26 protein-coding genes are annotated in these 25,317 nt (G+C 59.8%); 15 read left to right on the top strand and 11 right to left on the bottom strand.

What is annotated here, in order from left to right; genetic code table 11:
- The coding region (locus tag VK725_RS07355) for a M24 family metallopeptidase (RefSeq protein WP_325317407.1) at positions 1-249 on the top strand (249 nt) is incomplete at its 5' end.
- A 47-nt stretch (positions 250-296) separates the two neighbouring features.
- Here the strand turns inward: VK725_RS07355 and cydX are convergent.
- The 10 genes from cydX to rph form a co-directional block, all read right to left on the bottom strand.
- Positions 297-434: a cytochrome bd-I oxidase subunit CydX gene (cydX, locus tag VK725_RS07350; RefSeq protein WP_325317406.1), complete on the bottom strand. Its 138-nt coding sequence runs from the start codon at positions 432-434 to the stop codon at positions 297-299.
- 14 nt (positions 435-448) lie between these two features.
- Entirely contained in the window at positions 449-1,579 is a 1,131-nt protein-coding gene (gene cydB, locus VK725_RS07345) for a cytochrome d ubiquinol oxidase subunit II (protein WP_325317405.1), read from the bottom strand.
- A gap of 57 nt (positions 1,580-1,636) precedes the next feature.
- A complete protein-coding gene (locus VK725_RS07340; protein ID WP_325317408.1) occupies positions 1,637-3,217 on the bottom strand; it encodes a cytochrome ubiquinol oxidase subunit I in 1,581 nt (526 codons plus the stop codon).
- Positions 3,217-3,438, bottom strand: coding sequence for a cytochrome oxidase putative small subunit CydP (gene cydP, locus VK725_RS07335; RefSeq protein WP_325317404.1), 222 nt, complete (start codon positions 3,436-3,438; stop codon positions 3,217-3,219). Before cydP ends, VK725_RS07340 begins: the two co-directional genes overlap by 1 nt.
- Before the next feature lie 141 nt (positions 3,439-3,579).
- Entirely contained in the window at positions 3,580-4,899 is a 1,320-nt protein-coding gene (pepQ, locus tag VK725_RS07330; RefSeq protein ID WP_325317403.1) for a Xaa-Pro dipeptidase, read from the bottom strand.
- A 60-nt stretch (positions 4,900-4,959) separates the two neighbouring features.
- A complete protein-coding gene (locus VK725_RS07325; protein ID WP_325317402.1) occupies positions 4,960-5,298 on the bottom strand; it encodes a PilZ domain-containing protein in 339 nt (112 codons plus the stop codon).
- A complete protein-coding gene (locus VK725_RS07320; protein WP_325317401.1) occupies positions 5,295-7,694 on the bottom strand; it encodes a DUF1631 family protein in 2,400 nt (799 codons plus the stop codon). Before VK725_RS07320 ends, VK725_RS07325 begins: the two co-directional genes overlap by 4 nt.
- 79 nt (positions 7,695-7,773) lie before the next feature.
- The gene (hemW, locus tag VK725_RS07315; protein ID WP_325317400.1) at positions 7,774-8,937 is read right to left on the bottom strand and encodes a radical SAM family heme chaperone HemW; all 1,164 of its coding nucleotides are present in this window, start codon (positions 8,935-8,937) and stop codon (positions 7,774-7,776) included.
- 3 nt (positions 8,938-8,940) lie between these two features.
- On the bottom strand, positions 8,941-9,555 hold the full coding sequence (rdgB, locus tag VK725_RS07310) for an RdgB/HAM1 family non-canonical purine NTP pyrophosphatase (protein WP_325317399.1): 615 nt from the start codon (positions 9,553-9,555) through the stop codon (positions 8,941-8,943).
- Positions 9,552-10,280: a ribonuclease PH gene (gene rph, locus VK725_RS07305; protein ID WP_325317398.1), complete on the bottom strand. Its 729-nt coding sequence runs from the start codon at positions 10,278-10,280 to the stop codon at positions 9,552-9,554. The genes rdgB and rph overlap by 4 nt, the downstream gene beginning before the upstream one ends.
- Before the next feature lie 74 nt (positions 10,281-10,354).
- On the opposite strand from rph, the gene VK725_RS07300 reads away from it, so the two are divergent.
- The 7 genes from VK725_RS07300 (at position 10,355) to VK725_RS07270 (ending at position 15,553) form a co-directional block, all read left to right on the top strand.
- The gene (locus VK725_RS07300; RefSeq protein ID WP_325317397.1) at positions 10,355-11,212 is read left to right on the top strand and encodes a YicC/YloC family endoribonuclease; all 858 of its coding nucleotides are present in this window, start codon (positions 10,355-10,357) and stop codon (positions 11,210-11,212) included.
- A gap of 60 nt (positions 11,213-11,272) precedes the next feature.
- Positions 11,273-11,896 carry a guanylate kinase gene (gene gmk / locus VK725_RS07295; RefSeq protein ID WP_325317396.1) on the top strand — a complete coding sequence of 208 codons (624 nt, stop codon included), beginning with the start codon at positions 11,273-11,275 and terminating at the stop codon, positions 11,894-11,896.
- Positions 11,897-11,989: 93 nt separating this feature from the next.
- Complete coding sequence (locus tag VK725_RS07290; RefSeq protein ID WP_325317395.1) at positions 11,990-12,826, top strand: ABC transporter ATP-binding protein; 837 nt, start codon at positions 11,990-11,992, stop codon at positions 12,824-12,826.
- Positions 12,823-13,596, top strand: coding sequence for a lipid asymmetry maintenance ABC transporter permease subunit MlaE (gene mlaE / locus VK725_RS07285; RefSeq protein ID WP_325317394.1), 774 nt, complete (start codon positions 12,823-12,825; stop codon positions 13,594-13,596). Before VK725_RS07290 ends, mlaE begins: the two co-directional genes overlap by 4 nt.
- A 37-nt stretch (positions 13,597-13,633) precedes the next feature.
- Complete coding sequence (gene mlaD / locus VK725_RS07280) at positions 13,634-14,527, top strand: outer membrane lipid asymmetry maintenance protein MlaD (protein WP_325317393.1); 894 nt, start codon at positions 13,634-13,636, stop codon at positions 14,525-14,527.
- Between the two features lie 26 nt (positions 14,528-14,553).
- Positions 14,554-15,252: an ABC transporter substrate-binding protein gene (locus tag VK725_RS07275; protein ID WP_325317392.1), complete on the top strand. Its 699-nt coding sequence runs from the start codon at positions 14,554-14,556 to the stop codon at positions 15,250-15,252.
- A gap of 22 nt (positions 15,253-15,274) precedes the next feature.
- The gene (locus VK725_RS07270; RefSeq protein WP_325317391.1) at positions 15,275-15,553 is read left to right on the top strand and encodes an STAS domain-containing protein; all 279 of its coding nucleotides are present in this window, start codon (positions 15,275-15,277) and stop codon (positions 15,551-15,553) included.
- A 76-nt stretch (positions 15,554-15,629) separates the two neighbouring features.
- On the opposite strand, the gene VK725_RS07265 is transcribed toward VK725_RS07270, so the two are convergent.
- Complete coding sequence (locus tag VK725_RS07265) at positions 15,630-16,499, bottom strand: VacJ family lipoprotein (RefSeq protein ID WP_325317390.1); 870 nt, start codon at positions 16,497-16,499, stop codon at positions 15,630-15,632.
- 195 nt (positions 16,500-16,694) lie between these two features.
- Here VK725_RS07265 and rpoZ point away from each other — a divergent pair, with 195 nt between their 5' ends.
- The 7 genes from rpoZ (at position 16,695) to VK725_RS07230 (ending at position 24,846) form a co-directional block, all read left to right on the top strand.
- Positions 16,695-16,985, top strand: a complete 291-nt coding sequence (gene rpoZ / locus VK725_RS07260; RefSeq protein ID WP_126673373.1) for a DNA-directed RNA polymerase subunit omega — start codon at positions 16,695-16,697, stop codon at positions 16,983-16,985.
- A gap of 136 nt (positions 16,986-17,121) precedes the next feature.
- Positions 17,122-19,284, top strand: coding sequence for a bifunctional (p)ppGpp synthetase/guanosine-3',5'-bis(diphosphate) 3'-pyrophosphohydrolase (locus VK725_RS07255; protein WP_325317389.1), 2,163 nt, complete (start codon positions 17,122-17,124; stop codon positions 19,282-19,284).
- Positions 19,285-19,375: 91 nt separating this feature from the next.
- Entirely contained in the window at positions 19,376-19,759 is a 384-nt protein-coding gene (locus VK725_RS07250) for a RidA family protein (protein ID WP_325317388.1), read from the top strand.
- An 80-nt stretch (positions 19,760-19,839) separates the two neighbouring features.
- Positions 19,840-21,954: an ATP-dependent DNA helicase RecG gene (gene recG, locus VK725_RS07245; RefSeq protein WP_325317387.1), complete on the top strand. Its 2,115-nt coding sequence runs from the start codon at positions 19,840-19,842 to the stop codon at positions 21,952-21,954.
- Between the two features lie 81 nt (positions 21,955-22,035).
- Entirely contained in the window at positions 22,036-22,965 is a 930-nt protein-coding gene (locus tag VK725_RS07240; protein ID WP_325317386.1) for a nucleoside hydrolase, read from the top strand.
- A gap of 92 nt (positions 22,966-23,057) precedes the next feature.
- Positions 23,058-23,303 (top strand): type B 50S ribosomal protein L31, encoded by a 246-nt coding sequence (locus VK725_RS07235; RefSeq protein WP_056005111.1) that lies wholly within the window; start codon positions 23,058-23,060, stop codon positions 23,301-23,303.
- Between the two features lie 247 nt (positions 23,304-23,550).
- Positions 23,551-24,846 carry a citrate synthase gene (locus tag VK725_RS07230; RefSeq protein ID WP_325317385.1) on the top strand — a complete coding sequence of 432 codons (1,296 nt, stop codon included), beginning with the start codon at positions 23,551-23,553 and terminating at the stop codon, positions 24,844-24,846.
- The last annotated feature ends 471 nt before the right edge of the window (positions 24,847-25,317 follow it).

Raw genomic sequence — 25,317 nt, 5'->3', positions numbered from 1 at the left:
CTGGATGTGCACGATGTGGGCGACTATCGCGTCGACGGCGAATCGCGATTGCTGGAGCCGGGCATGGTGCTCACCGTCGAGCCGGGGATCTATATCGCGCCCGATGATTTGACGGTACCGGAAGCCTGGCGCGGCATCGGCATTCGCATCGAAGATGACGTGGCCGTCCTGCGCGACGGTAACGAGGTGCTTACTGCCGGGGTGCCGAAAGATCCACGCGAGATCGAAGCACTTCTAGGCGCACGGTAGGCTGTTGTAACGATCGGTATTAGCCGATCGTCAATACCTTCCAACGATCAAAGGACTTCGTGCGGCGGAATGGGTTCTTTCTGTTGATGCGCTTCATCGGAAGCATGCACCTCGTACCACATCGCGTTGAGGACGGCGAAAGCGCATGCCAGGCCAAGTCCCAATATCCAGCTGAAATACCACATGGTTGTCGCGCTCCTCAGTAAGTGTTGTGCGAGTGTCGAACGTCTTCAAGCGTGACGCGGCCACGCATGACCCGATACACCCACGAGGTGTACAGAATGATGAGCGGCAGAAAGACGATGACCGCACCCAGCATCAACATCAACGTGCCGTGGCTGGACGACGCATCCCACACCGTAAGACTGGAACGAGGATCTAGGGTCGATGGCAGCAGGAAGGGAAACAGCGCAAAACCTGCCGCGAGGATCGTCCCCGCAATCATCAGGCTGCTGCACAGAAAGCCCGTCAAACTGTGCTTGCCAACTGTCCACTGCGCGCCAATTGCACCAAGCAAACCGAGCACCGGCGCCGCCCAGAACCATGGATACAGCATGTAACTGGCAAACCAGCTTCCTCCCACCGTCACCTGCTTGAACAGCGGATTGGCAACACCGTCGGTGGTTACGGGGCCGGCAATCGCAAAGCCAGGGATGCCGTAGCCAAGCCAGATACCTGCGGCGACGAACGTGATCGCATACGCCAGCGCCATCCATCGCGCAATCCGTGCAGCGCGCTGCGCAATTGTCGTGTCGGCACGATACGCCACCCAGCAGGCGCCATGCGTCAGCAACATGGTGACGCTGACGAGCCCGGCGAGTATCGCGTACGGATGCAGAAGATCGAAAAAACCGCCTTGCCACGTTATGCGCAGATCGTCGTCAAAGCGGAACGGCACGCCGAGGAAAAGATTGCCGAAGGCAACGCCGCTGATCAGCATCACGACCACACCGGAAAAGATCAGCACGCCGTCCCAAACGGCACGCCAGCGCGCATCGTGCACCTTGTCGCGAAAGTTGAAACCCACCGGGCGAAGGATGAAAGCAAGCAGCACCAACGCCAGTGCGAAGTACAGCCCTGAAAACGCCGTCGCGTAGAGGGTCGGCCACGCCGCAAAGGTCGCGCCACCGCCGAGCACAAACCAGACCTGATTGCCCTCCCACGTCGGTTCGATGGTCTGCAGCAAAACATGTCGCTGCTCTTCGTCACGGCCTAGTACGCGCAGCAACGCTGCAACGCCGAAGTCGAAGCCATCCATGATCGCAAACGCGATAAACAGAATGCCGAGCAAGGCCCACCAGATCACCCGCAATGTCGTGATGTCGAACATGGCGTTCTCCTCAAAGGGTGCACGTGTGGCAACTGGATGAAGTAACGATCCGCATCGTCATGACAATGCTCCGGCTGCCTTGGCTCCCGATGGCGCCGTATCGCGCACTGGCCATAGACCCAATTCGTCCGGTCCCTTGCGCGCATACTTCACCATCAACACCGCATCGATCACGGCTAGCGCGGTGTAGAAGAAGACGAAACCTCCAAGTGACGTCAACACCTGACCTGCAGTGAGCGACGACACGCCCAGCGCAGTGGGCAAAATGCCTTCGATGGCCCAGGGTTGTCGCCCGTACTCGGCGACGATCCAGCCCAGCTCCGCCGCGAGCCATGGCAACGGTAGGCTGTACAACGCGAGTTTCAAATACCAGCGGTTATTATCGAGCTGGCGCTTGCTGGCCAGCCAGAATGAATAGGCAAACAGCGCGATGAAGTAAAGGCCGCATGCGACCATGATGCGGAATGCCCAGAACAACACAGGTACGTTGGGAATGGTCGAATCCGCGGCTTTTTGGATGTCATCCGGCGTTGCTTGCCGCGGATCTGCGACATAGCGTTTGAGCAGCAATGCGTAACCCATGTCATCGTCGTACTTCGTCAGCGTCGATTGAGCCTGCGCATCGTCGGGATTCTTGCGCAGCGTCAACAGTGCGTCGTATGCCTGAATGCCATCGGTGATCTTGCCCTTGGTGTCCGCCACCAGATTGTTGATGCCGGGTATCGGCGTATCGAGCGAACGCGTGCCGATCAGGCCCATCACCCAAGGCACATGCAAGGCGAAATGCGTAGTGCGATTCTGCACATCGGGAAGACCGAAAGCGGTGAATGAGGCCGGTGGCGGCTCGGTTTCCCACATGGCTTCGATCGCCGCCATTTTCATCTTCTGATTTTCCGAGACGGCGTAGCCCGATTCGTCACCAAGTACGACGACTGACAGTGCGGCAGCCAATCCGAAGCTTGCCGCAACCGTCATCGAGCGCTTCGCAAAATCGACGTTACGTCCGCGCAGCAAATACCAGGCACTGATCGACAGCACGAACATCGAACCCACGACATAACCCGCACTTACCGTGTGCACAAACTTCGCCTGTGCAACGGGATTGAACAGGACATCGGAGAAGTTCGTCACTTCCATGCGCATCGTCTGTGGATTGAACTTTGCGCCCACGGGATGTTGCATCCACGCGTTGGCAACCAATATCCACAAGGCCGAAAAATTGGTGCCGAGCGCGAGGAACCACGTCACCAGCAAGTGCTTTACGCGCGAAAGCCGATGCCAGCCCATAAAGAACACGCCGACCAGCGTGCTTTCAAGGAAGAACGCCATCAGTCCTTCAATCGCCAACGGTGTGCCAAATACATCGCCCACGTAGTGCGCGTAATACGCCCAGTTCATGCCGAACTGGAACTCCATCGTGATGCCGGTGGCGACACCCATCGCGAAGTTGATGCCGAACAACACCCCCCAGAACTGCACCATGCGTTTCCAGACTTCGTGTCCGGTCATCACATAGACGCTTTCCATGATCGCCAGCATCCATACGAGTCCCAGCGTGAGCGGCACGAACAGAAAGTGGTAAAGCGCAGTGAGTGCAAACTGCAGGCGCGACAAGGTGACGACATCGCTATCGATGATCATGGCTTGGCTTCCGGCGTAGTGGACGGAGACGGTGCGAGCAAATGTTCGATGGCCGAGGGCCGTGTGTCGGGCCGCGGATAATGCGCAGCGACAAACCACCAGATCAGCGCAAAGAACGCGATCTTGGCGAGAACGATGAGGATGAGTTCAGCACTAAGCCGGCGCAACGGGTTGCGCGGCGGGGAAGGGTGCGTGGGCCCGTGGACCGGCATGTCCATAGAGACGGTTTCCTACCACCTATGACATGCGCGGAGCATACCCCTGTTTTCCAATGATTGTCGTGCGCCATCCTGCCGCATCCGCGGCACGATAGGTGCTTTGGTAATAAGGCGCGCGGGTGCTGGCGCGCCTTTGTCGTTTTAGTGCGCTAGCGCAAAGGCGTCGCGGGTTAGATTCTCAGGCTCGTCATTCGTGCACACGACGTCATCTTCGATGCGGATGCCGCCGTACGGACGGAACGCATCGACCTTGGCCCAATCGACATCCTTCGCAGCAGGCTTGTTGCGTAGTTCTTCGAGCAACATGTCAATGAAATAAAGGCCAGGCTCGATGGTGACGACCATGCCCGGTTCCAACACACGCGTCATGCGCAAATAAGGGTGACCGTTCGGACGCGGGATGTTGCCACCGCTTTCATTCGCTTGAAAACCGGCGACGTCGTGCACCTGCAGACCGATGGGGTGACCCAGGCCGTGCGGGAAGAAGGTCGCCGTGACGCCCGACTGCACCGCACTTTCGGCGCTCATGCGTATGACGCCATGTTCGCGCAGCACGTCAGCCAGCACGTGGTGGGCGTGGATGTGCAGTTCGGGATAGCTCTGTCCTGCTTTCACCTTCGACACAAAACCTTGCTGCGCTTTTTCCACGCTGTCGATGAGCGCCTGAAATTCGGCGTGGCCTTTCGCGGCGTAGGTGCGTGTAATGTCGCTCGCGTAGCCCGATGCGCTGGCGCCAGCGTCGATCAGGAACGAGCGGTTTTGCTTCGGCGGTGTGCGATCGAAGTTCGTGTAATGCAGCACTGCGCCGTGTTCGTTCAGACCTACGATGCTCGCATATGGCAGCTCTGCATCGATCTGGTTGGCGGCGGCAAGATACGCCATATGAATGCCAAATTCGCTTTCGCCTGCGCGGAATGCTTTTTCGGCAGCGCGATGTGCACCCGTTCCTGCAAGGCTCGCCTGACGCATTAATGCCAGTTCATACGGTGTCTTGTAGCTGCGATGCCAGTGCAGGTAATTGACGACCTTTTCCGGGTTGTTCGCTTCGACGCCATTTATTTCCGGGCAATTCGGCGCAATCACCGCACGGTTGCCCTTTGGCAACGCGACCACGGCTTCGGCGTGGGTGCGCACGATCGTGATGTCGAACTGATCCACCCAATAACCGTTCGGCGCATCGGGTACGACATGCCAGTAATCGTGCGGTTGTACGAAGATCAGTTTCGGTTTGCTGCCGGGCGTGTAGACAACCCAGCTTCCCGGCGCGTCGGTCAACGGCAACCAGTGACGAAAATGTGGGTTAGCGACGAACGGGTAATCCTGATCGTCGAGAAACTTGCGCAGTGGCGTGCTCGCAGCAATCAGCAGATGATCGAAACCGCCCCGTGCCAGCGCGTTGTCAGCGCGAGCGCGCAGCGTGGCGATGTGTTGGGCGTAAAGCGGGGCGAGGTCGTGACTCATGCGGCGTTCCGGCGTAGGCATCAGTACGCCAGTGTAACGCGATGAGCCGGTTGCCTCGAATCAGGCTTGCTGGAGCCAGTCGTCCAGATGCATGGCGTCCATGTTGCCGATGGCGATGATGCGGTAGCCCACCCAGGTTTGCCCCGGGCTCGCTGCCGGCTCGTGCCATTGCTCCTGTACACCGATTTCGATGCTCGGCATGCTGCCATCGTGGCGGGGCAGCGGCAGGTGAATCTGATACACCGCTTCGCTGCGTGGCACGCAGTGGCCAATCACCAGCATGCCGCTGCTGGAAAGGTTACCCAGATGACCCAGCGTTTGGCCGGTGATGGCGTCGGTGATCGTGACGCTGTGATCCGGCCGCTTGCGCGGTGAACGGCGTTGTTCGGGCGCATTCATGAGCGTAATTCCGGCAGGGACGACGGCGACGGGCGCAGCAGGCTCGCGGTGAGGGAATGCCATGCGCGATCAAGCAGGTTTTCTTGCTGTGGCGGCAGTTCGCGCACACGCCCATTGGCAATGGCGCGCGCCAGTTCCTGCAGATTCATCATGTCGCTGCGCTGACCACGACGCGTGACAAACAAACTGTTGCCCGAGACAGGCGAGAACCACGCCAGTTTGCGTTGCGTGGCTTCATTCGTGACGGGATCGATAAATTCAAACCAGCTACCGAACGGCAGCTGACGCAGACGGTTGTGAATGCGTGCTTCGCGCAGACCCAGCGGCGGCACGACGGCTGCGTTGGTCGCTACCGGTGCTTCCTGACCGCGATGCTCGCCCAGACGCTGGCGCTGTTTCAGGCGCAGAGCAAGATCGGTGGCGCTTGGCGGATCGGCCATCGCGGACGCTGTCGAAGGACGCGGCTTTGCCGGCACGATGATCGGGGCGGCGGATTCGGTAGGTACCGGCTTTTCCGACTCTGGCGCGATTTCCGAGGTCGTTTGGGAAACGGCGGTATCGGACGGCGCATCTTCCAGCGTAGCGATCGACGGCGTAACGTGCGCCGTCGGTTCGGGGCCGATCAGACGTTGCGCCACTTGTTCGGATTCGTCGGCGTTCATGCCGATCTGCTGCAAACCCGTTTCTACTTCGTGCCGCAACAACACGGTATCGGTGACGGGGAATTGGCCGAGCAGTTGATCGGTAATGCGCAATTGCTGGCGGAAGCCGTCGCTGTGCTCGCCATGGCGCAGCAGGTTGAGCGCGAGGACGTCCGTCCATGCGCGTTCCAGCAGTGTGCGCAGCAAACCACGCGGCGAACTCACCGCGAAGCGTTCGCGCATCAATTCATCGGCGCGGCGACGTGCCTGTTCCAACCGCTCGCGACCTTGCATGGCTTCGACGTGACGGCGCTCGGTCGCTTGCGCTTTGCGCGACAGCTGCGAGAGGTGATGCTCGATGTCTGCAAGCAGGCTGGTGTACAGGCCCGCTGTGGGCGGTTCCTGCTGTGTGCGTTCGATTAGGTGGCTGAGCTTGCCCAGCAGCTGCGGATCGGTTTCGCCATCCGGACCATCGAGCCAGTCGTTGACGGTTTCGGCGAGTTTGCCGAGCACCTGACGCGCGGGATGTTCGCGTTGATTGAAGAAGTCGCGGTCGGCGATCGCCATGCGCAACAACGGTAATTCCAGATTGCCCAATAGCGCGCGCGCATTCGGGCCGTGATGCAGTTGTTGCGCAAGCTGTTCGAACAGCATGGCGACCAGCTCGACTGTGTCGCCCTGTTCGGTACTTAATTGCATGCGCGGCGCACCGGCCGGCACACCCGAGTTGAGTTGCAGCAGCAATTCTTCATGCAGACGCTGGGCGCTGCGCAATTCGCGGCTGGTGTTGTCGGTGACCTGAATCATGTGTTGCTGCAACGCGGACAGCGCACCCTGCAATTCGTCCGGTGTTGCCGTGCGACCGCTGTAAACCGGTGCCGGGCCGGCTGCGGTGACGCGCTGGCGCGACAGCAAATCGCGCAACGTTTCCAAGACAGCGATCGGTTCGCTGCGTTGCTCGGTGGGTTGTGCGGGTGTCGGTGTCTGCGTTGCAGGGGTTTGCGCCGCCGCAGGTGCTGCGCCGTGCGCAGGACCGTGAACCGGACGCGCAGCTGGGAAAGCACGCAATTGCGGCAGGATGCCGTCGGCAATCAATTTTTCGTTGATGCCGTCGTAGAGTCGAAGAATCGCATCGCCGACGCTGGTTTCAAAAACCTGCAGCAGCAAGAGACGATGTTCGAGCGGCAGATTCATGGCCTCGCTGGCGTCGCGCAGGATATACGCAAGGCTCAGTGGCCCCGGCGGCAGGTGCTTGCCTTCCAGCGGCGGTGCGCCGACGAGCACAGCCAGTCGATACGACAGCTCCGAAAGCACCGGTCCATTATGTGCTTCGATGCGTGCTGCATGTTTCTCTAGCGCGGAGGTCAATTCCTGTTCATTGCGATCGAGCAGGCTCAACGATTGAAGCGTCAGCTGATGGGACGTTTGTTCGTCGTCGCTTGTGCCCATCTGTTCGAAGGCTTCGCGCAACCGCGACGCAAACGACTGGATGAATCCGGCGCTCTGCTGCTGGATCAGATTGCGGCTGTCGAAACAGCGTTGCTGTTCAAGATGATTGCGAGAACTTTCGGCTTGCTCGTAAAGTCGTTTGTCGAACCGATCCAGGCAATGCCGGAGCGTGGGATCCACCCATTGATCGCAGAGCGCGCAGATGTCGCCGATCAAACGACGCGCGCGCGCGGGCATCTGACCGTGTTCGACACGGTCGGGGCGATCGCGGGCGATTGGTGGACGTCCCCTGAATTCGACATCCATGACCTAGTTCTCAGTAATTCCCCGGGTCTCAGTGTATGCCCCCCAGGGCGTCGCCGCCATTGGCCGTCGAAAAATAGTTTCAGTCCAGGAAGCTGGCGATGACGTCGTTGAGGAAGCGCTGGCCCAAGGGGGTCGTTTTCAGGCGATGGGGATGGTTTTCCAGCCAGCCCTTCTGGCGGCCGGCGGCAAGCCGGTCGGCGATGTTGTGAGCGGGAAGGCCGGTGCGAGCACTGAAATCCTCCAGGGGAGCGCCCTCGATCAGCCGCAGGGCGTTGAGCATGTACTCAAAAGGCAGCTCGCCGGATGTGACAGTGGTATGGCCGCCCAGGCGAGCGGCGGAACCGGCGGCCTCAAGGTAGGCGTTGGGATGGCGTACTTTCCAGCGGCGGAACACCTGGCTTGCCGACACGTCGGTGAGCTTGCCGTGTGCACCGGCACCGATACCCAGGTAATCGCCAAACCGCCAGTAGTTGAGGTTGTGCTCGCAGCGCCGGTCCGGGCGCGCATAAGCTGAAATCTCGTATTGCCCATATCCGGCTTCGGCCAGCCGCGACTCGCAGGCTTCCTGCATAGCCCATGCGGCATCGTCGTCGGGGAGCGGCGGCGGATTGGCGGCAAAGACGGTGTTCGGTTCCAGGGTGAGCTGATAGTGCGAGATATGCGTCGGATCGAGCGCTATGGCGCGTTCGACATCGGCCAATGCGCCGCGCAGAGATTGCTGGGGTAGGGCATACATCAGGTCGAGGTTGATGTTGTCGTACCCGGCATCCTGGGCAGATTTCACTGCCGCTTCCGCCTCTGCGGCGGAATGGATACGGCCGAGACGTTTGAGTTTTTCGTCGTCGAAACTCTGGATGCCGAAGGAAATGCGATTGACGCCGGCGGCGAGATAGCCGTCGAAACGCCCGTGTTCCACCGTGCCGGGATTGGTTTCCAGCGTGACTTCGCAGCGATCGACAAACGGCAGCCGTTCACGCGCGCCTTCAAGGAAACGCTTGATAAGCTCCGGCGAAAAAAGGCTTGGCGTGCCGCCGCCGAAGAACACGCTGACGATGGGGCGCTTGCTCAATGCGTCGCCGAAATCGGCGCGGTCTGCATCAAGGTCTGCAAATAACGTCTCCACGTAGCGTGCATACGGCGGCTCGCCGCGCAAACCATGCGAGTTGAAATCGCAATACGGGCACTTTTTCACGCACCACGGCATGTGGACATACAAAGCCAACGGTGGGGCGATGAACGACATAAATCAGATACGCAATTCGGCAATGCGTGCGTGCAGTTGCGCCATGGCCTGTGCACGGTGGCTCAGGCGATTTTTCACCGTAGGCGGCAGCTCTGCGGAACTCAACAGCTGCTCGTGCGGAAGGAAGAGTGGGTCGTAACCGAAACCGTGCGTACCGCGTGGCGCATCCAGAATGCGTCCGTGCCAGCGGCCTTCGGCAATCAGCGGTGCGGGATCGTCCGCATGCGCAAGCAAGGCGAGTACGCAGATGAAGAACGCGCCACGCTGTTCGTGCGGCACGCCGTCAAGCTCGTGCAGCAACTTGGCGTTGTTTGCGGCGTTGTCGCCGTGTCCACCGCTGTAGCGTGCCGAATACAGACCCGGTGCGCCACGCAGGTGTTCGACGCACAAACCCGAGTCATCGGCGAGTGCGGGCAATCCTGTTACGCGCGATGCGTGACGTGCCTTCAACAGCGCGTTTTCAACAAAAGTGAGTCCGGTTTCCTCGGCATCGTCGACGCCCAGCTCGGTTTGCGGCACCACTTCGAAGTGACTGTCGGCCAGCAGCGCGTTGAACTCGGCCAACTTGCCGCGATTGCTGCTGGCCAACACGATGCGCTGTCTGGGAGCGGTGCTCATGCTTCGAGTGCTGCGCGCTGCAGTCGAACGAGTTCGGCAATGCCTTTCTCGGCCAGTCCGAGCATCTCGTCCATTTCCGTGCGGCGGAATGCGTGACCTTCGGCGGTGCCCTGCACTTCGATAAAACCGCCGCCATCGTTCATCACGACATTCATGTCGGTGTCGCAGTTGGAATCTTCGGCGTAATCGAGATCGAGCACGGGCATGCCCTGATAGACGCCGACAGAGACGGCCGCCACTGCGCCGATGATCGGATTGCGGCGCAGGTTCTCACGTTGCATCAGCACCTTCACCGCATCGACCAGTGCGACATAGGCGCCGGTGATGGCGGCCGTGCGCGTACCGCCGTCGGCCTGCAAGACATCGCAGTCCAACGTGATGACACGCTCGCCCAGTGCCTGCCGATCCACGCAAGCGCGCAGGCTGCGACCGATCAATCGCTGGATTTCCATCGTGCGGCCACCTTGGCTGCCGCGCGTCGCTTCGCGCTGCGTGCGGCTGGACGTGGCGCGGGGGAGCATGCCGTATTCGGCCGTCACCCAGCCCTCGCCTTTGCCACGCAACCAGGCAGGCATGCGGTCTTCCACGCTGGCCGTGCACAGCACCCGGGTATCGCCGAAGGAAATCAGCACAGAGCCTTCGGCATGGCGGGTGTAATGGCGTTCGATGGCGATGTTGCGCAACTGGTCGCTGGCGCGGCCGCTAGGGCGGGACACTGTCGTCATGGGCTCGGTTGGGCAAGTTAGGGCGGGACAGTTTACCATTGCCCCCTTTACTTCTCCGCGTGGGTCCAACCTCCATGATTCGCAGCATGACTGCTTACGCTTCTGCCGAGGCCCTTTCCCCCGCCGGAACGCTGACGTGCGAGCTGCGTACGGTCAATCATCGTTATCTTGAGATCAGCCCGCGCCTGCCTGAAGAGCTGCGCAGCTTCGAACCTGCGTTGCGTGAGCGCATTGCGGCGCGCCTTTCGCGCGGCAAGGTCGATGTGATCGTGCGCCGGGGCGAGTCGCGCGGGGAATCGTTGAAGGTGGATAGCACGATGCTGGGACGTTTGTCCGAGCTGGCGCTGGATATGGAAACGCGTTTTCCGCGCATGCGCGTGGAATTCACCGAGTTGCTGCGTTTCCCAGGCGTGCTGCAACACGCCGAGGTCGATCAGGATGTGCAGCAGATGGCGCTGATTGACGTGCTCGATCGCGCGCTCGATGCACTTACCGCCACGCGCGAGCGCGAAGGGGCCAAGACGGGCGATATGTTGCGCGAACGTCTGGATGGCATCGAACGCGTCGTGGCGAACGTGCGTGGCTGGATGCCGGAGATTCGCACGGCGTTGCGCGCACGGCTTGAATCGCGTCTGGCCGATCTGAAGCAACCGGCCGATCCGGGACGTCTGGAGCAGGAACTAGTGCTGCAAGTTACCCGCAGCGATGTCGATGAGGAGCTTGACCGTCTGAGCACGCATATCGACGAAACACGTCGTGTGCTGGGTCTTAAAGAGCCGGTGGGCCGTCGCCTGGATTTCCTGATGCAGGAATTCAATCGCGAAGCCAATACGCTCGGTTCCAAGTCGGTGGATGCACGCAGCACCAATGCATCGGTTGAGCTGAAGGTGCTCATCGAGCAGATGCGCGAACAAGTGCAGAACATCGAATGACGATGCGTGCCGTGAAAAAAAATCGGACAACCTGTTGCGTGTACCGCGGGCGACGTCGCCATGGGCATTGAAGGCACGCTTTTCATCGTCGCCGCGCCTTCCGGTGCAGGGAAATCCACGCTAGTGAATGCGCTGCTCGAACGTGAGCCGGGCATCTCGTTGTCGATCTCGCACACCACGCGCCCCCCCCGAACGGGGGAGGAATACGGCCGTCACTATTACTTCGTGGAACGTGCCGAGTTCGAGCGCGAAGTGGCCGAGGGCATCTTCCTCGAACACGCCGAAGTGCATGGAAATTTCTACGGCACATCGCGCAAGACGGTTGAGGGTCTTCTGAATCAAAGCCGTGATGTGCTGCTGGAAATCGACTGGCAGGGCGCCGCACAGATTCGCAAGTCCAAACCCGATTGCGTCAGTGTTTTCATTCTTCCGCCATCGCGCGCCGAGCTGGAACGCCGCTTGCGTGGGCGTGGTTCGGACAGCGTTGAGGTGATCGAACGACGGCTGCGCAACTCGCGTGGCGAAATCGCGCATGCTCACGAATTCGACTACATCATCGTCAACGATCGGTTCGAGGACGCTTTGGACGGCCTCCAGGCGATCGTGCAAGCCGTACGTCAGCGTAGCCAGCTACAGTGTCAGCGTCACGAAAGCTTGATCCGGGAATTGCTCGCGGACACTTGAATTCAGACGAATTCGACCGATTACTGTACCGGTCCGGATAGCATTACACCTTCAATTCAGCTAACTTGAGCACTTTCCCTGCGTCCCCTCCCTATGACCGATCCTGTCCTCGCCAAGCCCGACGAACGCACGCTGGTGCGCATTCGTGGCCTTACCACGGTGCTGAGCGGCAAGACCGTGTTCGATGCGTTGGATCTGGATATTCCACGCGGCAAAGTCACCGCCATCATGGGCCCCAGCGGCACTGGCAAAACGACGCTGCTCAAACACATCACCGGACAGATGCGCGGCGATGCAGGGCAGGTGTGGGTGGATGGGTTCAATGTGCCCCGGCTTTCGCGCGAACAGCTCTTTACCTTGCGCGAACGCATCGGCTACCTGTTTCAGAATTCCGCCTTGCTGACGGATTTCGATGTCTTTGAAAACGTTGCGTTTCCGCTACGCCAGCACACAAGTCTGCCGGAAGTGCTGATTCGCAACATCGTGCTGACCAAGCTGCAGGCCGTGGGACTGCGCGGGGCTGCGTCGCTGTTGCCGACCGAATTGTCGGGCGGTATGGCGCGTCGCGTCGCATTAGCGCGTGCGATTGTCTTCGATCCGATGCTGATTCTTTACGACGAACCATTCGTAGGGCTGGATCCGATCGCGCTTCATCAGGTGCTCAAGCTCATCCGCACACTCAACGAAACACTCGGCATCACCAGCGTGCTGGTGGCGCACGAACTCGAAGCGATCAAGCAGGTCGCCGATCACGTGTATTTGATCGCCAACGGCAAGGTTGTTGCACAAGGCAATCCGAAAACCATCGCCGATGACGGTTCGCCGTGGACACGCCAGTTCTTTGGCGGTGAATCGGACGGTCCGGTGCCTTTCCAATATCCGGCCGACGATTACGCCGAAGCCCTCGGCTTCAAACAGGGGGCTGCATGAGCGCGCAGGTGCATCGCGAAAACGTTGTTCTTCAATCGCTGGAGCAAATCGGCGCGTGTGGCTTGTTCCTGCTGCGAATCCTTGCGGCGGTTCCGCGCAGCTTGCGGCATGTGCGCGAGACGGTGCGGCAGCTGTGGTTCGTCGGCGCAATGAGTCTCACCATCATCATGACCTGCGGATTGTTCGTGGGCATGGTGTTGGGTCTGCAGCTTTATCACGTGTTGGCCATCTTCGGCGGTACATCGGCCAGTGGCTCGGTGGTGGCCTTGGCGATTTATCGTGAGCTGGGTCCGGTCGTCACGGCACTCCTGTTCGCGGGCCGCGCCGGTACGTCGATCACGGCGGAAATCGGTTTGATGCGAGCGACGGATCAGATCGCTGCGATGGAGATGATGGCGGTCGATCCGATCGCTTACGTCGCCGCGCCGCGTTTTCTCGCCGGTCTGATTGCGATGCCGCTGCTGTGCTGCGTGTTCTGCGCGATGGGCGTATTCGGCGGTCATCTGGTCGGCGTGAACTGGCTGGGTGTGGACAACGGCACGTTCTGGTCGAACATGACCTCTACCGTCGATGTGTATCAAGACATCATCAATGGCGTGATCTGGAAGAGTGCCGCGTTCGGCGCCGTCTGTTCATTGATCGCCGTGTTCCAGGGCTACACCACGGCGCCGACCAGCGAGGGCGTGGCGTACGCGACGACCCGTACGGTCGTGGCGTCGTCGATTGCGATTCTCGCGCTGGACTTCGTACTCACGGCTTTGCTGATGTGACTGCCATGATCAATCGCTTCTTTTCGAGGACTTTGCTGTGAGCCAGAGAAAATCCTATGCCGTCGGCACCGGCATGTTCATCGTACTTGGCTTCGCTGCGCTGGCTTATCTCGCTACCCAGACGTCGTCGATCGCCAACAGTCATCAGGGCTCGAGCTATACCGTCGATGCGCAGTTCGCCAACATCGGGGCGCTGAAAGAGCGCGCGCCGGTGAAGGTGGCCGGTGTGCGCGTTGGCCAAGTGCAATCCATCTCGCTCGAACCGGGTAAGGATGTCGCCGACGTCAGCTTGTCGATCGAAAAGAAGTACGGGCAAATTCCGACCGACTCGGTGGCGACGATCTACACCAGCGGTCTGCTCGGCGATCAGTACGTCGGCATCCAGTTTGGCAACGCGAAGAACTACCTTGCCGATGGCGGTCACGTCGGTTTGACCAAATCCACGCAGCCGCTGGAGGAAATGCTGGGCAAGTTCCTCGGTGCGGGCGCGGCGGCGGATGCGATTGGCGGCACGTATAACGTGAAGGCCAGCTTCACCAACGTAGGCGCACTGGCCGTGGGCGCTCCGGTCAAGATGGCCGGCGTGGCGATCGGCAGCGTGATCGAGGTGAAGGCCGATCCGGTCAAGCTGGATGCCACGGTTACCATGTCCATCGACAAGAAATACAACCAGATTCCCGATGACTCGGCCGCCGCCGTATTCACCAGTGGTTTGATTGGCAGCCAGTATGTTGCGATCCAGCCCGGCGGCTCGCCGAATTCGCTCAAGGATGGCGACCAGTTGGTCCTGACTCAGTCGGCGATGCAGCTGGAAGATCTGATCGGCAAGTTCCTGGTCAATGGTTCGTCCGGCGGTAGTAGCGCCAATAACGGCGGTAACAACAATCCCGCTGGCAACGGTTCGTCCAATCCCAACGCCGGCAAACATTAAGCCGGTTCATTTCTGAGGAGTTTCCCATGTTGCGTCACCTGGCACTTGCCACCGCTATCGCTCTGGGCAGCGCAGCGATCGCCGCACCGGCTTTCGCGCAGGATGCATCGAGCGCGCAGGCTTCCAGCGCGGCCACACCGCAGGATGTGGTAACCGAAATCACCCATTCGCTCGACACCCAGATCGCCGATCACAAGGCGGAGCTGCAAAACAACAAACCCAAGCTGGTGGCGCTGATCAACCAGATCTTCCTGCCGCATTTCGACACCGACTGGGCGTCGATTCTGGTGCTTGGCATGCACGCGCGCGAAGCGACGCCGGAACAGCGTTCGCGTTTCGCCAAGGCGTTCTATACCTCGCTGACCAACCGTTATGCGGATGGCTTGCTCAACTACACCAAAGGCACGGTGAAGCTGCTGCCGTTCGCGGGTGACCTCAACGACAAATACACCGTCGTTCGCACGCAGGTGACCACCGATGACGGCAAGTCGATTTCCGTCAACTATGTGTTCCACAAGGCCGCCGACGGTCAGTGGAAGGCGTATGACGTGATCGTTGAGGGCATCTCCTACATCACCAACTATCGCAACCAGGTCGATGCCGAGATCAAGAAGGAAGGTCTCGACAAGCTGACCGCCGATCTGGAAACGCAGGGTGATCAGGCGCTCAAATCCATGGAACAGGAAAACAAGCCCAATGGCGGCCAATCCAATGGCGGTCAGTAATTCCGCCAGAGCCGAATTTCGTGTGACCACGAACACGCCGGGTACGGTTTCCGTGTCCGGCGTATTGAGCTTTGTGACGGCAGCCAAAGCGCTTGCCGCGTTGCGTGCAGCATTTGGCAGCGACGATCGTCATACGCTGGACCTTTCCGCGGTCACTACGTGCGACAGCGCGGGGTTGGCCTGCGTGCTGGCGGCGCTTTCCGAGGCGGATAACGCCACTCGGCGTGTGACCACGCGTCATGTCCCCGAGGGGATGCAAGCCTTGGCGCAAGTGTGCGGCGTTGAGCCGTTCTTGAACTGACTCGCTTCTACGTTTCATGCAGGCAAAAAAAACGGGGCATCTGCCCCGTTTTTTTTGTTTGCGCTGTCCGGAACCCTCACTGATTGCCGGAGGGATTGCCCGAGCTGTTCTGTTGCTTCTGTTTTTGCTCCCACTGCTGTTGTTCTTTCAGCAGTTCCGCGGGATCGAAGTTCTGATTGTTGTTGTTATTGTTGTTGCTCGAACCTTGCTGCAGCTTCAGCATCACGTCGGCCGGCGGATTGCCGTCGTAGAGCTTGTTGAGGCGCGTCTGCCGCCAAGCATCGCGGATGAATGCGTAGGGGTCGTAAGCGGACTTCAGGAAGCTATCGGCATCAAGCAGTTGTGCGCGCATCTGGATGAAATACACAACCTCGGGGATGTAGTACTGGCCATCCTTGAAGTTGTGGTTGCGTTCGAAGTAGCTCAGCGGATCGAACAGATAACCATCGACCGGGTACTGCCACACGTCGCGGAAGGTCGATGGTCCCAGCAGTGGAACCATCAGGAAGTCGCCTTCCGGCACACCCCAGCGAGCGAGCGTGATGCCGAAGTCGGTTTCCTTGAGCGGAATGTTCATCTTCGTCGCCGGATCGAAGAACCCGGCAAGGCCCACCGTCAGGTTGATCAGCAGGCGCCCGGTATCGTCCATCGCGTAGCTGGGACGCCCCTGCAGCACATTGTTGGCAATGCTGATCGGCAACTTGATGTTGGTGAAGAAGTTGCTGAGGCCCGTCTGGACGGGCTTGGGCGTGATCTTCGTATAGCCCACCGCCACCGGGCGCAGGACGTGAGTGTCCAGCGCGTTGTTGAAGGCGTAGCTCTTGCGGTTGAACTTCTCCAGCGGGTCGTCCGTACGCGGCGGCGCTATGGCGCAACCGGCCAGGAGGGCCACGGCGGCCAGGGGGAGAAGGCGGTTCAGAAAAACGAGGCGAGGCAGGGAGGGCATCGACTTGGGATCCGCGAAAGGGGGAGGATTTTGAAAAATTGTACTTTCTAGTTTTATATTGTGCCCAACTTGCGGCCCGCTTTCGAGCTGGCGCGCAACAGCCCGACATGATAAGAGTCAATCACATTGCCAGCCAAGTGTCTGAACGATAAACTGTCAGGCCGCATAAGTCGCTTTCAAGCTTAAGGATTCCCCATGGCTCGTATTACCGTGGAAGACTGCCTAGAGGTAGTCGACAACCGTTTTGAACTGGTGCTCATGGCGACCAAGCGCGCCCGCCAGCTCGCTAACGGTGCCGAACCGGCCGTCAACCCCGACAACGATAAGCCTACCGTGTTGGCGCTGCGTGAAATCGCAGACCGTCGCATCGATCAGGCCACCATCGACGAAATCGATCGCGCCGAGCGCGAACGTGCCGAGCGCGAAGCGCTGGAATGGGCCGCGCAGGAAGTCGATGACGATCTCTCCAAGGGCGGAGATGACTGATGGATGGCGGCGGCTGTCGACAGTGCAGTCGTCGAACCGGTTACACCGGGCTTGAAGGTCGTGTTGCGCACCTTCATCTCGTAGGTAAGTCCATCCCATGTAACGAGGCGATCGCCTGAACGGGCGACGTGAAACCATGTCCGCGGCCACGCATCCCGCGTCAGAGGATACGTCCGTACTGCCGCCGTATGTGTTGGCGCTGAAAGAGCGCATTTCGTATCTTCCTGAGCAGCACGTCGCGCGAGTCATCCGTGCCTATGAGGTAGGTGCTGTCGCGCACGAAGGTCAGACGCGCAAAAGCGGTGAGCCTTACATCACTCACCCGATCGCCGTGGCGGGCATCCTTGCCGAGATGGGCATGGATGCCGAAACCATCATCGCGGCCATTCTGCACGACACCCTCGAAGACACGGCTTTGAGCCGGTCTGAGCTTGCAGGCGAATTTGGCGAGACCGTCGCCGAACTCGTCGACGGTGTCACCAAGCTGGACAAGATGCGCTTCAGCAGCCGTCAGGAGGCCGATGCGGAGAGCTTCCGCAAGATGCTGCTGGCGATGGCGCGCGACTTGCGCGTGATCCTCATCAAGCTGGCGGACCGCCTGCACAATATGCGCACGCTCTCCGCCAAGGATGCGCCTTCGCGCCGGCGCATTGCGGGCGAAACGCTGGAGATTTACGCGCCGATTGCGCAGCGCCTTGGCATGAACAAGATCAAGGCGGAACTGCAGGACCTTGGCTTCCATGCGCTCTATCCAGATCGCTATCGCGTGATCAGCGAACGTATTCGTGCCGCGCTGGGTAATCGCCGCGAAGCGATGAGCCGCATCGAAGGCGCGCTTTCTTCGCGTTTGATCGACGAGCACATTCCGGTACGTGTTGTCGGACGCATCAAATCGCCGTGGAGCATCTACTCCAAGATGCGCACCGAGCACAAAAGCTTTGCACAGCTGATGGATGTGTACGGTTTCCGCGTCGTCACCGATAGCGCGATGAGCTGCTACATGGCGCTTGGCGTGGTGCACGCGTTGTACAAACCCGTCGATCGCCGTTTCAAGGATTTCATCGCCATACCCAAGGCGAACGGTTATCAGTCGCTGCACACGGTATTGCTGGGACCATTTGGCGCGCCGATCGAAGTACAGATCCGTACCGACGAAATGGATTCGGTGGCCGAACGCGGCGTCGCGGCGCACTGGGCGTACAAGACCGACAGCGGCCCGGCGAACAGCGCGCAGGCGCGCGCTCGCGAATGGCTTTCCGCATTGGCCGACAGCCAGGCGAATACGCCGTCTGCGGCGGAATTCATCGAGAACGTCAAAATCGATCTGTTCCCGGATGAAACGTATCTGTTTACACCACGCGGGGACATTCTCTCGCTGCCACGCAACGCTACCGCACTCGATTTCGCCTACGCCGTGCATACGGATGTGGGCGATCACGCGGTGGCAGTACGTGTCGACAAAAAGCTGCTGCCGTTGCGTACGCGACTTGAATCGGGCCAGTTGGTCGAAGTCATTACGGCGCCCTCGGCCGTGCCCAATCCCGCGTGGCTGGAATTCGTGGTGACCGGCAAGGCGCGCACGGCGATTCGCCAGTACTTGAAGCATTTGCAGCACGAAGACGCGGTCGATTTCGGCCACCGCATGCTCGATCGCGCGTTGGATGCGCTCGGCACGAATCTCGATGCGATCCAGCCGGCCGTGCTGGAGAAATTCCTGCACAAATCCAAATTCAAGCGGCTGGAAGAACTGCTGTCCGATATCGCGCTCGGCAATCGCATGCCCGATCAGGTCGCCAGCCAGCTAGTGGCTGCGCGCGGCACGACGGCACGTGGCGCAGGGGCTCCCCACATCGCGGAAAAAATCCGCATCACCGGCGCCGAACGTGGCGTGTTGAGCTTTGCCAATTGCTGCCATCCCTTGCCGGGTGACGACATCATTGGTTATCTCTCGCCCGGCAAAGGCATCGTCGTGCATCGCACGGAATGCCCGAATGTGGCGGAACTGCGCAAGTCGCCAGAGCGTTGCGTTGCGATCGAGTGGGATCGCGACGTGCAGGGCGATTACCGTGCCGAATTGCGTATCGAAGTCATCAACCGTCCGGGCGTGCTTGCAACTGTCGCGGCGGCCATTGCGGCTGCGGACTCGAATATCGAAAACGTGGAATACGTCGAGCGCGATATGTCGGCGGCCACGCTGCTCTTCACCATCGAGGTGAGGAATCGCAAACATCTGGCTGAAGTGATTCGTCGCGTGCGTCGCACGGGTGTGGTCAGCGGCGTGTATCGTTACCCGCTATAAGAGTCTGTCTACGATCTCTGTATAGCCTGCGCTACGCATTCCCCGCGCGCCGCTTTACACTCCGTGCTTTACTCCCCACGGAATGCTTTCCATGTCCCGCATCATCATCGCTACCGACAAGGCGCCCGCCGCCATCGGCCCGTATTCGCAGGCCGTGCGTGCTGGCAACACCGTGTATTTTTCTGGCCAGATCCCGCTCGATCCGGCAACCGGCGCGTTGGTTGAAGGCGATATCGCCACGCAGACGCGTCGCGTATTCGACAACCTTGTTGCCGTCGCCCAAGCCGCAGGCGGTTCGCTCTCGCAGGTGGTGCGCGTGGGCATCTACGTCACGGACCTGGCTAACTTCGCAGCGGTCAACGCGGTGATGGGTGAATATTTTCAGCAGCCGTATCCGGCGCGTTCGACGATCGAAGTATCGGGCCTGCCGAAAGGCGCGCATGTCGAAGTCGATGCAATCATGGTGCTCGACTGATTTTGCAACGCGGTGACTGCTGACAACCCTTGTCGGCAGTCATGTCCCCATGATGCGTAGACTCGTTTAGTCTTACGCCGATGGCCACGCCCAAGCCCCGCCCGATCACCGACACGATTGCCGATCCCGGACATTTGCCCGTGGCAACGCTGGGCGGTGTCGGACCCGCGTTGGCCGAGACGTTTGCGCGTCTTGGTCTTCATCGCGTGCAGGACCTCTGGTTCCACTTGCCGCTGCGTTATGAAGATCGCACACGCGTCACGCCGCTGAGAGATTTGCGGCCTGGTATGCGTGCGCAGGTTGTTGGTACCGTCGAGGCTGTCGAAAAAGGGTTTCGCTATCGTCCGCAGCTGAAAGTGGCGATTGGCGATGGCGCGATGGAAACGCTGCTACTGCGTTTCTTTCATTTCAATCGCGCACAGGCGGAACAACTGCGAGCAGGCGTACGGCTGCTGTGTTATGGCGAAGTACGTCAGGGCAACGGCAGTCTGGAGATGGTGCATCCGCAATATCAGCGCCTTGCGGAAAGCGCCGATATCGTTCTCGATGAGCGATTGAGTCCGGTCTATCCGACCACCGAAGGTCTGGGTCAAAAGCGCCTGGCCGGTGTTATCGACAAGGCTTTGCAGCTGTTGCCGCAAGATGCGCAGCTTGAGTTGATTCCGCCATCGCTTTGCGCAGAGCACGGACTGACCTCGTTGCGCGAAGCGTTGCTCTACGTGCACCGTCCGCCTGCCGATGCGCGGCTGGATCAGTTGATGTTGGGCCGACATCCTGCGCAGCAGCGTCTTGCGTTCGAAGAATTGCTTACGCAACACATGAGTCTGAAACGCCTGCGTGCCGCGGTGCGCGAACGTCGCGCGCCCAAGCTCGATGGCAACGGTGCATTGCGCAAGCGTTGGCTGGAAGCGTTGCCGTTCCGTCTCACGGCAGCTCAGCAGTGCGTCATCACGGAAGTGAGCGGTGATATCGCGCAGCCACATCCCATGCTGCGCTTGGTGCAGGGGGATGTGGGTTCTGGCAAAACCGCGGTGGCGTGTGCGGCCGCGTTGGCGGCTGTGGAGTCGGGCTTCCAAGTTGCACTGATGGCGCCAACGGAATTGCTTGCCGAACAACATCTTCGCAACTTCCGCCACTGGCTGGAGCCGTTGAACGTGTCGGTGGAATGGCTCGCGGGTAAGCAGCAAGGGAAGGTGCGGCAACAAGCGATGCGTCACGTGGCGGAAGGTGCATCCATCGTTATCGGGACGCATGCACTGATGCAGGAAGGCGTGGAATTTGCGCGACTGGGTTTGGTGATTGTCGATGAGCAGCACCGCTTTGGCGTGCAGCAGCGGCTCGCCTTGCGCGACAAAGGATTGGAAGGCGAGCTGGTGCCTCACCAGCTTGTGTTGACGGCGACACCGATTCCACGAACGCTGGCCATGAGTGCCTACGCGGACCTCGATATTTCCGCGATCGATGAGCTTCCACCCGGCCGCACGCCCGTACAAACCATCGCCATTTCCAATGCGCGACGCGCCGAGGTGATCGAACGTATTCATGCCGCCTGCGTGGAAGGACGGCAAGTTTATTGGGTCTGCACGCTCATCGAGGAATCCGAGCAGTTGCGTGCACAGGCGGCCGAAGCGGCGCATGCGGAACTTACGCACGCGCTGGTCGATTGTCGCGTGGGTTTGATTCATGGCCGAATGAAGCCGAAAGAAAAGCAGGCGGTGATGGATGCGTTCAAGACGGGCGAGCTGGCTGTTTTGGTCGCCACTACTGTCATCGAAGTAGGCGTCGATGTTCCCAACGCGAGTCTGATGGTGATCGAAAACAGCGAACGTCTGGGTCTCGCGCAGCTTCATCAATTGCGTGGACGAGTAGGGCGCGGCGCGATCGCGTCCAACTGTGTGCTTCTCTATCAGCCGCCGCTTGGACAACTTGCCCGTGAGCGTTTGCAGGTGATGCGTGAAACGAACGACGGTTTCCGTATCGCCGAGAAAGATCTGGAGCTGCGCGGTCCCGGCGAGGTGCTTGGTACGCGCCAGACCGGACAATTGAGCTTCCGCATGGCCGATCTCGCACGCGATGCGCATCTGTTGCCGGCCGTGCAACGTGTGGGTGAGCAGATGCTGGCCGAACACGCCGAGCGGGCCGGTCGTTTGATCGAACGCTGGATCGGTGGCGCGGCGCGATACGCCAACGCGTAACTGACGCCAAATCGTATGGACTAGCTCCGGCGCCGCATGGCGTCTAAGCTAACTCGCTCCCCGTCACGCAAGTTCTCCTCGATGAGCAAACCCCAACTTCTGATCGATACCGACCCCGGTGTGGATGACGCCTTGGCGATCATGATGGCGCATGCCCACGCGGATGTTCTTGGACTGAGCATTGCCGCAGGCAACGTCGGCTTGTCGCACACGGTGCGCAATGCTCGCACGTTGGTTGATCTTGTGGACGCCAAGACGCCCGTCTTCGCGGGTTGCCCGACACCGCTGGTTCGCCTGCCCGAAGAAGATGCGGCATTTGTGCATGGGCGCGATGGCCTGGGCGATGTCGGTTTTCCCGAGCCTGCGACGGGTGTGTCAGGCGAGCATGCAGCGCACGCGATTTTGCGTTTGACGCGCGAGCATCCCGGCGAGATCACGCTGGTGGCGCTCGCGCCGCTCACGAACGTCGCACTGGCGCTCAGGTTGGATCCAACACTTCCACAGCGGGTCAGGCGCCTAGTAGTGATGGGTGGTGCGGTGACTGGACACGGCAATACCGGGCGCATACCGGCCGAGTTCAACGTTGGCTTCGATCCGGAAGCCGCGCACATCGTCTTCGAAGGTTTTCCCGAATTCGATCTGGTTGACTGGGAACTTACCTTGAGACATGCCTTCGATGAGGCCGAATTCGATCACTGGCTGGCCACCGGCGATCATCGCGCTGCGTTCTTCGAGCGCGTGTTCCGGGTCGCCCGCGAAACCAATCGCAAGCGCGAGCGCCGCGGCATCATCGCCGCCGATGCGTTGGCCATGGCCGTGGCCATCGACCCCGCCGTGGTCGTGCGTAGCGAGCGTCGGCACGTCGGTGTCGAGCTGGATGGCCGCCTGACCCGCGGCGCCACCGTGGTGGACTGGGACAACCGCTTGAAGCTACCCGCTCGGGCCAATGTAGTGCTGGAGCTGGATCAGGCCCGTTTTGGGGCTCTGGTGCGCAAGGCGTTGGGCGCCTGAATACCGGGTTCCGCAGGGATTGAGGTCGGTTGACCAACCCTTTGGATGGCCGATATAATGCCGCTCTTTTCACCCACCGCTTTGAGCCCGTCATGAAGCCCGATATCCATCCGAATTACCGCCAAGTGGTGTTCCAGGACCTGTCGTCCGATTTCGCGTTTCTGACGCGCTCGACGATTGCGACCAAGGAAACCGTCAAGTGGGAAGACGGCAACGAGTACCCGCTGATCAAGGTGGATATCTCCAGCCATTCGCACCCGTTCTACACCGGCAAGCAGAAGACCCTCGACGTGGGCGGCCGCGTGGACAAGTTCCGTCGCCGCTACGCGCAAAAGTAATTTTTCTGCATACCTGCTGTCATTAGCAGGTTAGCGATTCGACACAGGGCAGGCGCGCAGCCTGCCCTGTGTTTTTGCGCGCTCGTAAATCATCGCCATAGCACCGTGCGGCCTCGGATGTTCCAGATCGATGTGCGATAATGGATGGGATGCATCGTCGACGTTCCCCCTCGACGGTGCGACTTTCCCTCACCGGCGGTTGCCGTTTTGCGGCGGTCACGGTGGCACCCATGTGTAGGAGGTTTCCGTGTCCGATTCCAAGTCCGTCAAGCTGGTAGATGAGTCCAATGGCCGCAGTAGCGAAATGCCGCTACTCACCGGCACGATTGGTCCGGCCTGCATCGACATCGCCCCGCTGTACAAGGACACCGGTCACTTCACGTACGACCCGGGTTACGGCAGCACCGCCAGCACCAAGAGTGCCATCACCTATATCGACGGCGATCAGGGCATCCTGATGTACCGCGGTTATCCGATCGAGCAGCTGGCCGAAAAGTCGAACTTCCTCGAAGTGGCGTATCTGCTGCTCAACGGCGAACTGCCGAACAAGGAACAGTTCGCCGCGTTCGACAACGAGATCACGCATCACACGATGATGCACGAGTCGCAGAAGAATTTTTTCCAGGGCTTCCATCACGACGCGCACCCGATGGCGATGCTCGCCGCGTCGGTGGCGTCGCTTTCGGCGTTCTATCACGATGATCTGGACGTCGATAACGCTGACGATCGCAAGCTCGCAGCGATCCGCCTGATCGCCAAGATGCCGACGATTGCGGCAGCCTGCTATCGCTATTCGATTGGCTGGCCGTTCCGTTATCCACGCAACAACCTCGAGTACGTCGATCGCTTCCTGCACATGATGTTCGAAGTGCCGAGCGAGCCGCTGGAAATGAAGCCGGTGGTGGCCAAGGCACTGGATCTTCTGTTCATCCTGCACGCCGATCACGAACAGAACGCATCGACTTCGACCGTGCGTCTGGTCGGTTCGACCGGTGCAAATCCGTACGCGTCCATCGCGGCCGGTATCACCGCGCTGTGGGGCCCGGCACACGGTGGCGCCAACGAAGCCGTGCTGAAGATGTTGGAAGAAATCGGCACGCCCGATAAGGTGGAAACCGCCGTCAAGCGCGCGAAGGACAAGAACGATAACTTCCGCCTGATGGGCTTTGGCCATCGCGTGTACAAGAACTTCGATCCGCGCGCGAAGATCATCCGCGAAATGTGTCACAAGGTGCTTGAGGATCTGGGCGTCAACGATCCGCTACTCGATGTGGCGATGAAGCTGGAAGAGGCGGCGCTGAAGGACGACTACTTCGTCGAGCGCAAGCTGTATCCGAACGTCGACTTCTATTCCGGCATCATCTACAAGGCGCTTGGCATTCCGACCGAGATGTTCACCGTGATGTTTGCCATCGCGCGCACAGCAGGCTGGATCGCTCATTGGATCGAACAGCACGAAACGCCAGGTTCGCGTATCGGTCGCCCGCGTCAGTTGTATGTGGGCTCGGACACGCGCAATTACGTTGGCATGGAAAAGCGCTGACCGAACGCTTTATTTCCTTTGAAAACGCCCGGCTAAGCCGGGCGTTTTTCTTTTTGGCAAACGTCAAGGTGTTCTCTTCGAAAGGCGGGAGCGAAGCGTGGCTACTCGCGAAAGGCCTCACGCCGTGAGGGCTTATATCGATCACAGTTGTAAGAATATCTCTTCATGTTTCGTTGATAGCGCGCTGAAACTTCGTAGGAGGAACCGAAAAAGAGTACGCCTGATGCCAACTCTCTCATCGTTCTGCTAATGGTGATGCGGAAAAGAGCGATGGACGGTCGCTTTGCCGGAATTATTTGCGCTGGATCGCGTTCTTTACAGCGTGTTTGTTTTGCAGATAAATAGCTGCACGATATCTGTGCCCTGGATGTTGCTTCAAGGAAGAACACTCGTGAAGAGAATTTCGTCTGCAGTCCACCTTGTCGCTTGTCGCGACTCACGCCTTGAACGTTCTATGTTTCGATACGAAAC

This window comes from Dyella sp. (genome assembly GCF_035486915.1).
GTDB lineage: Bacteria > Pseudomonadota > Gammaproteobacteria > Xanthomonadales > Rhodanobacteraceae > Dyella_B.
This window is presented reverse-complemented; position numbering and strand designations above follow the sequence as displayed.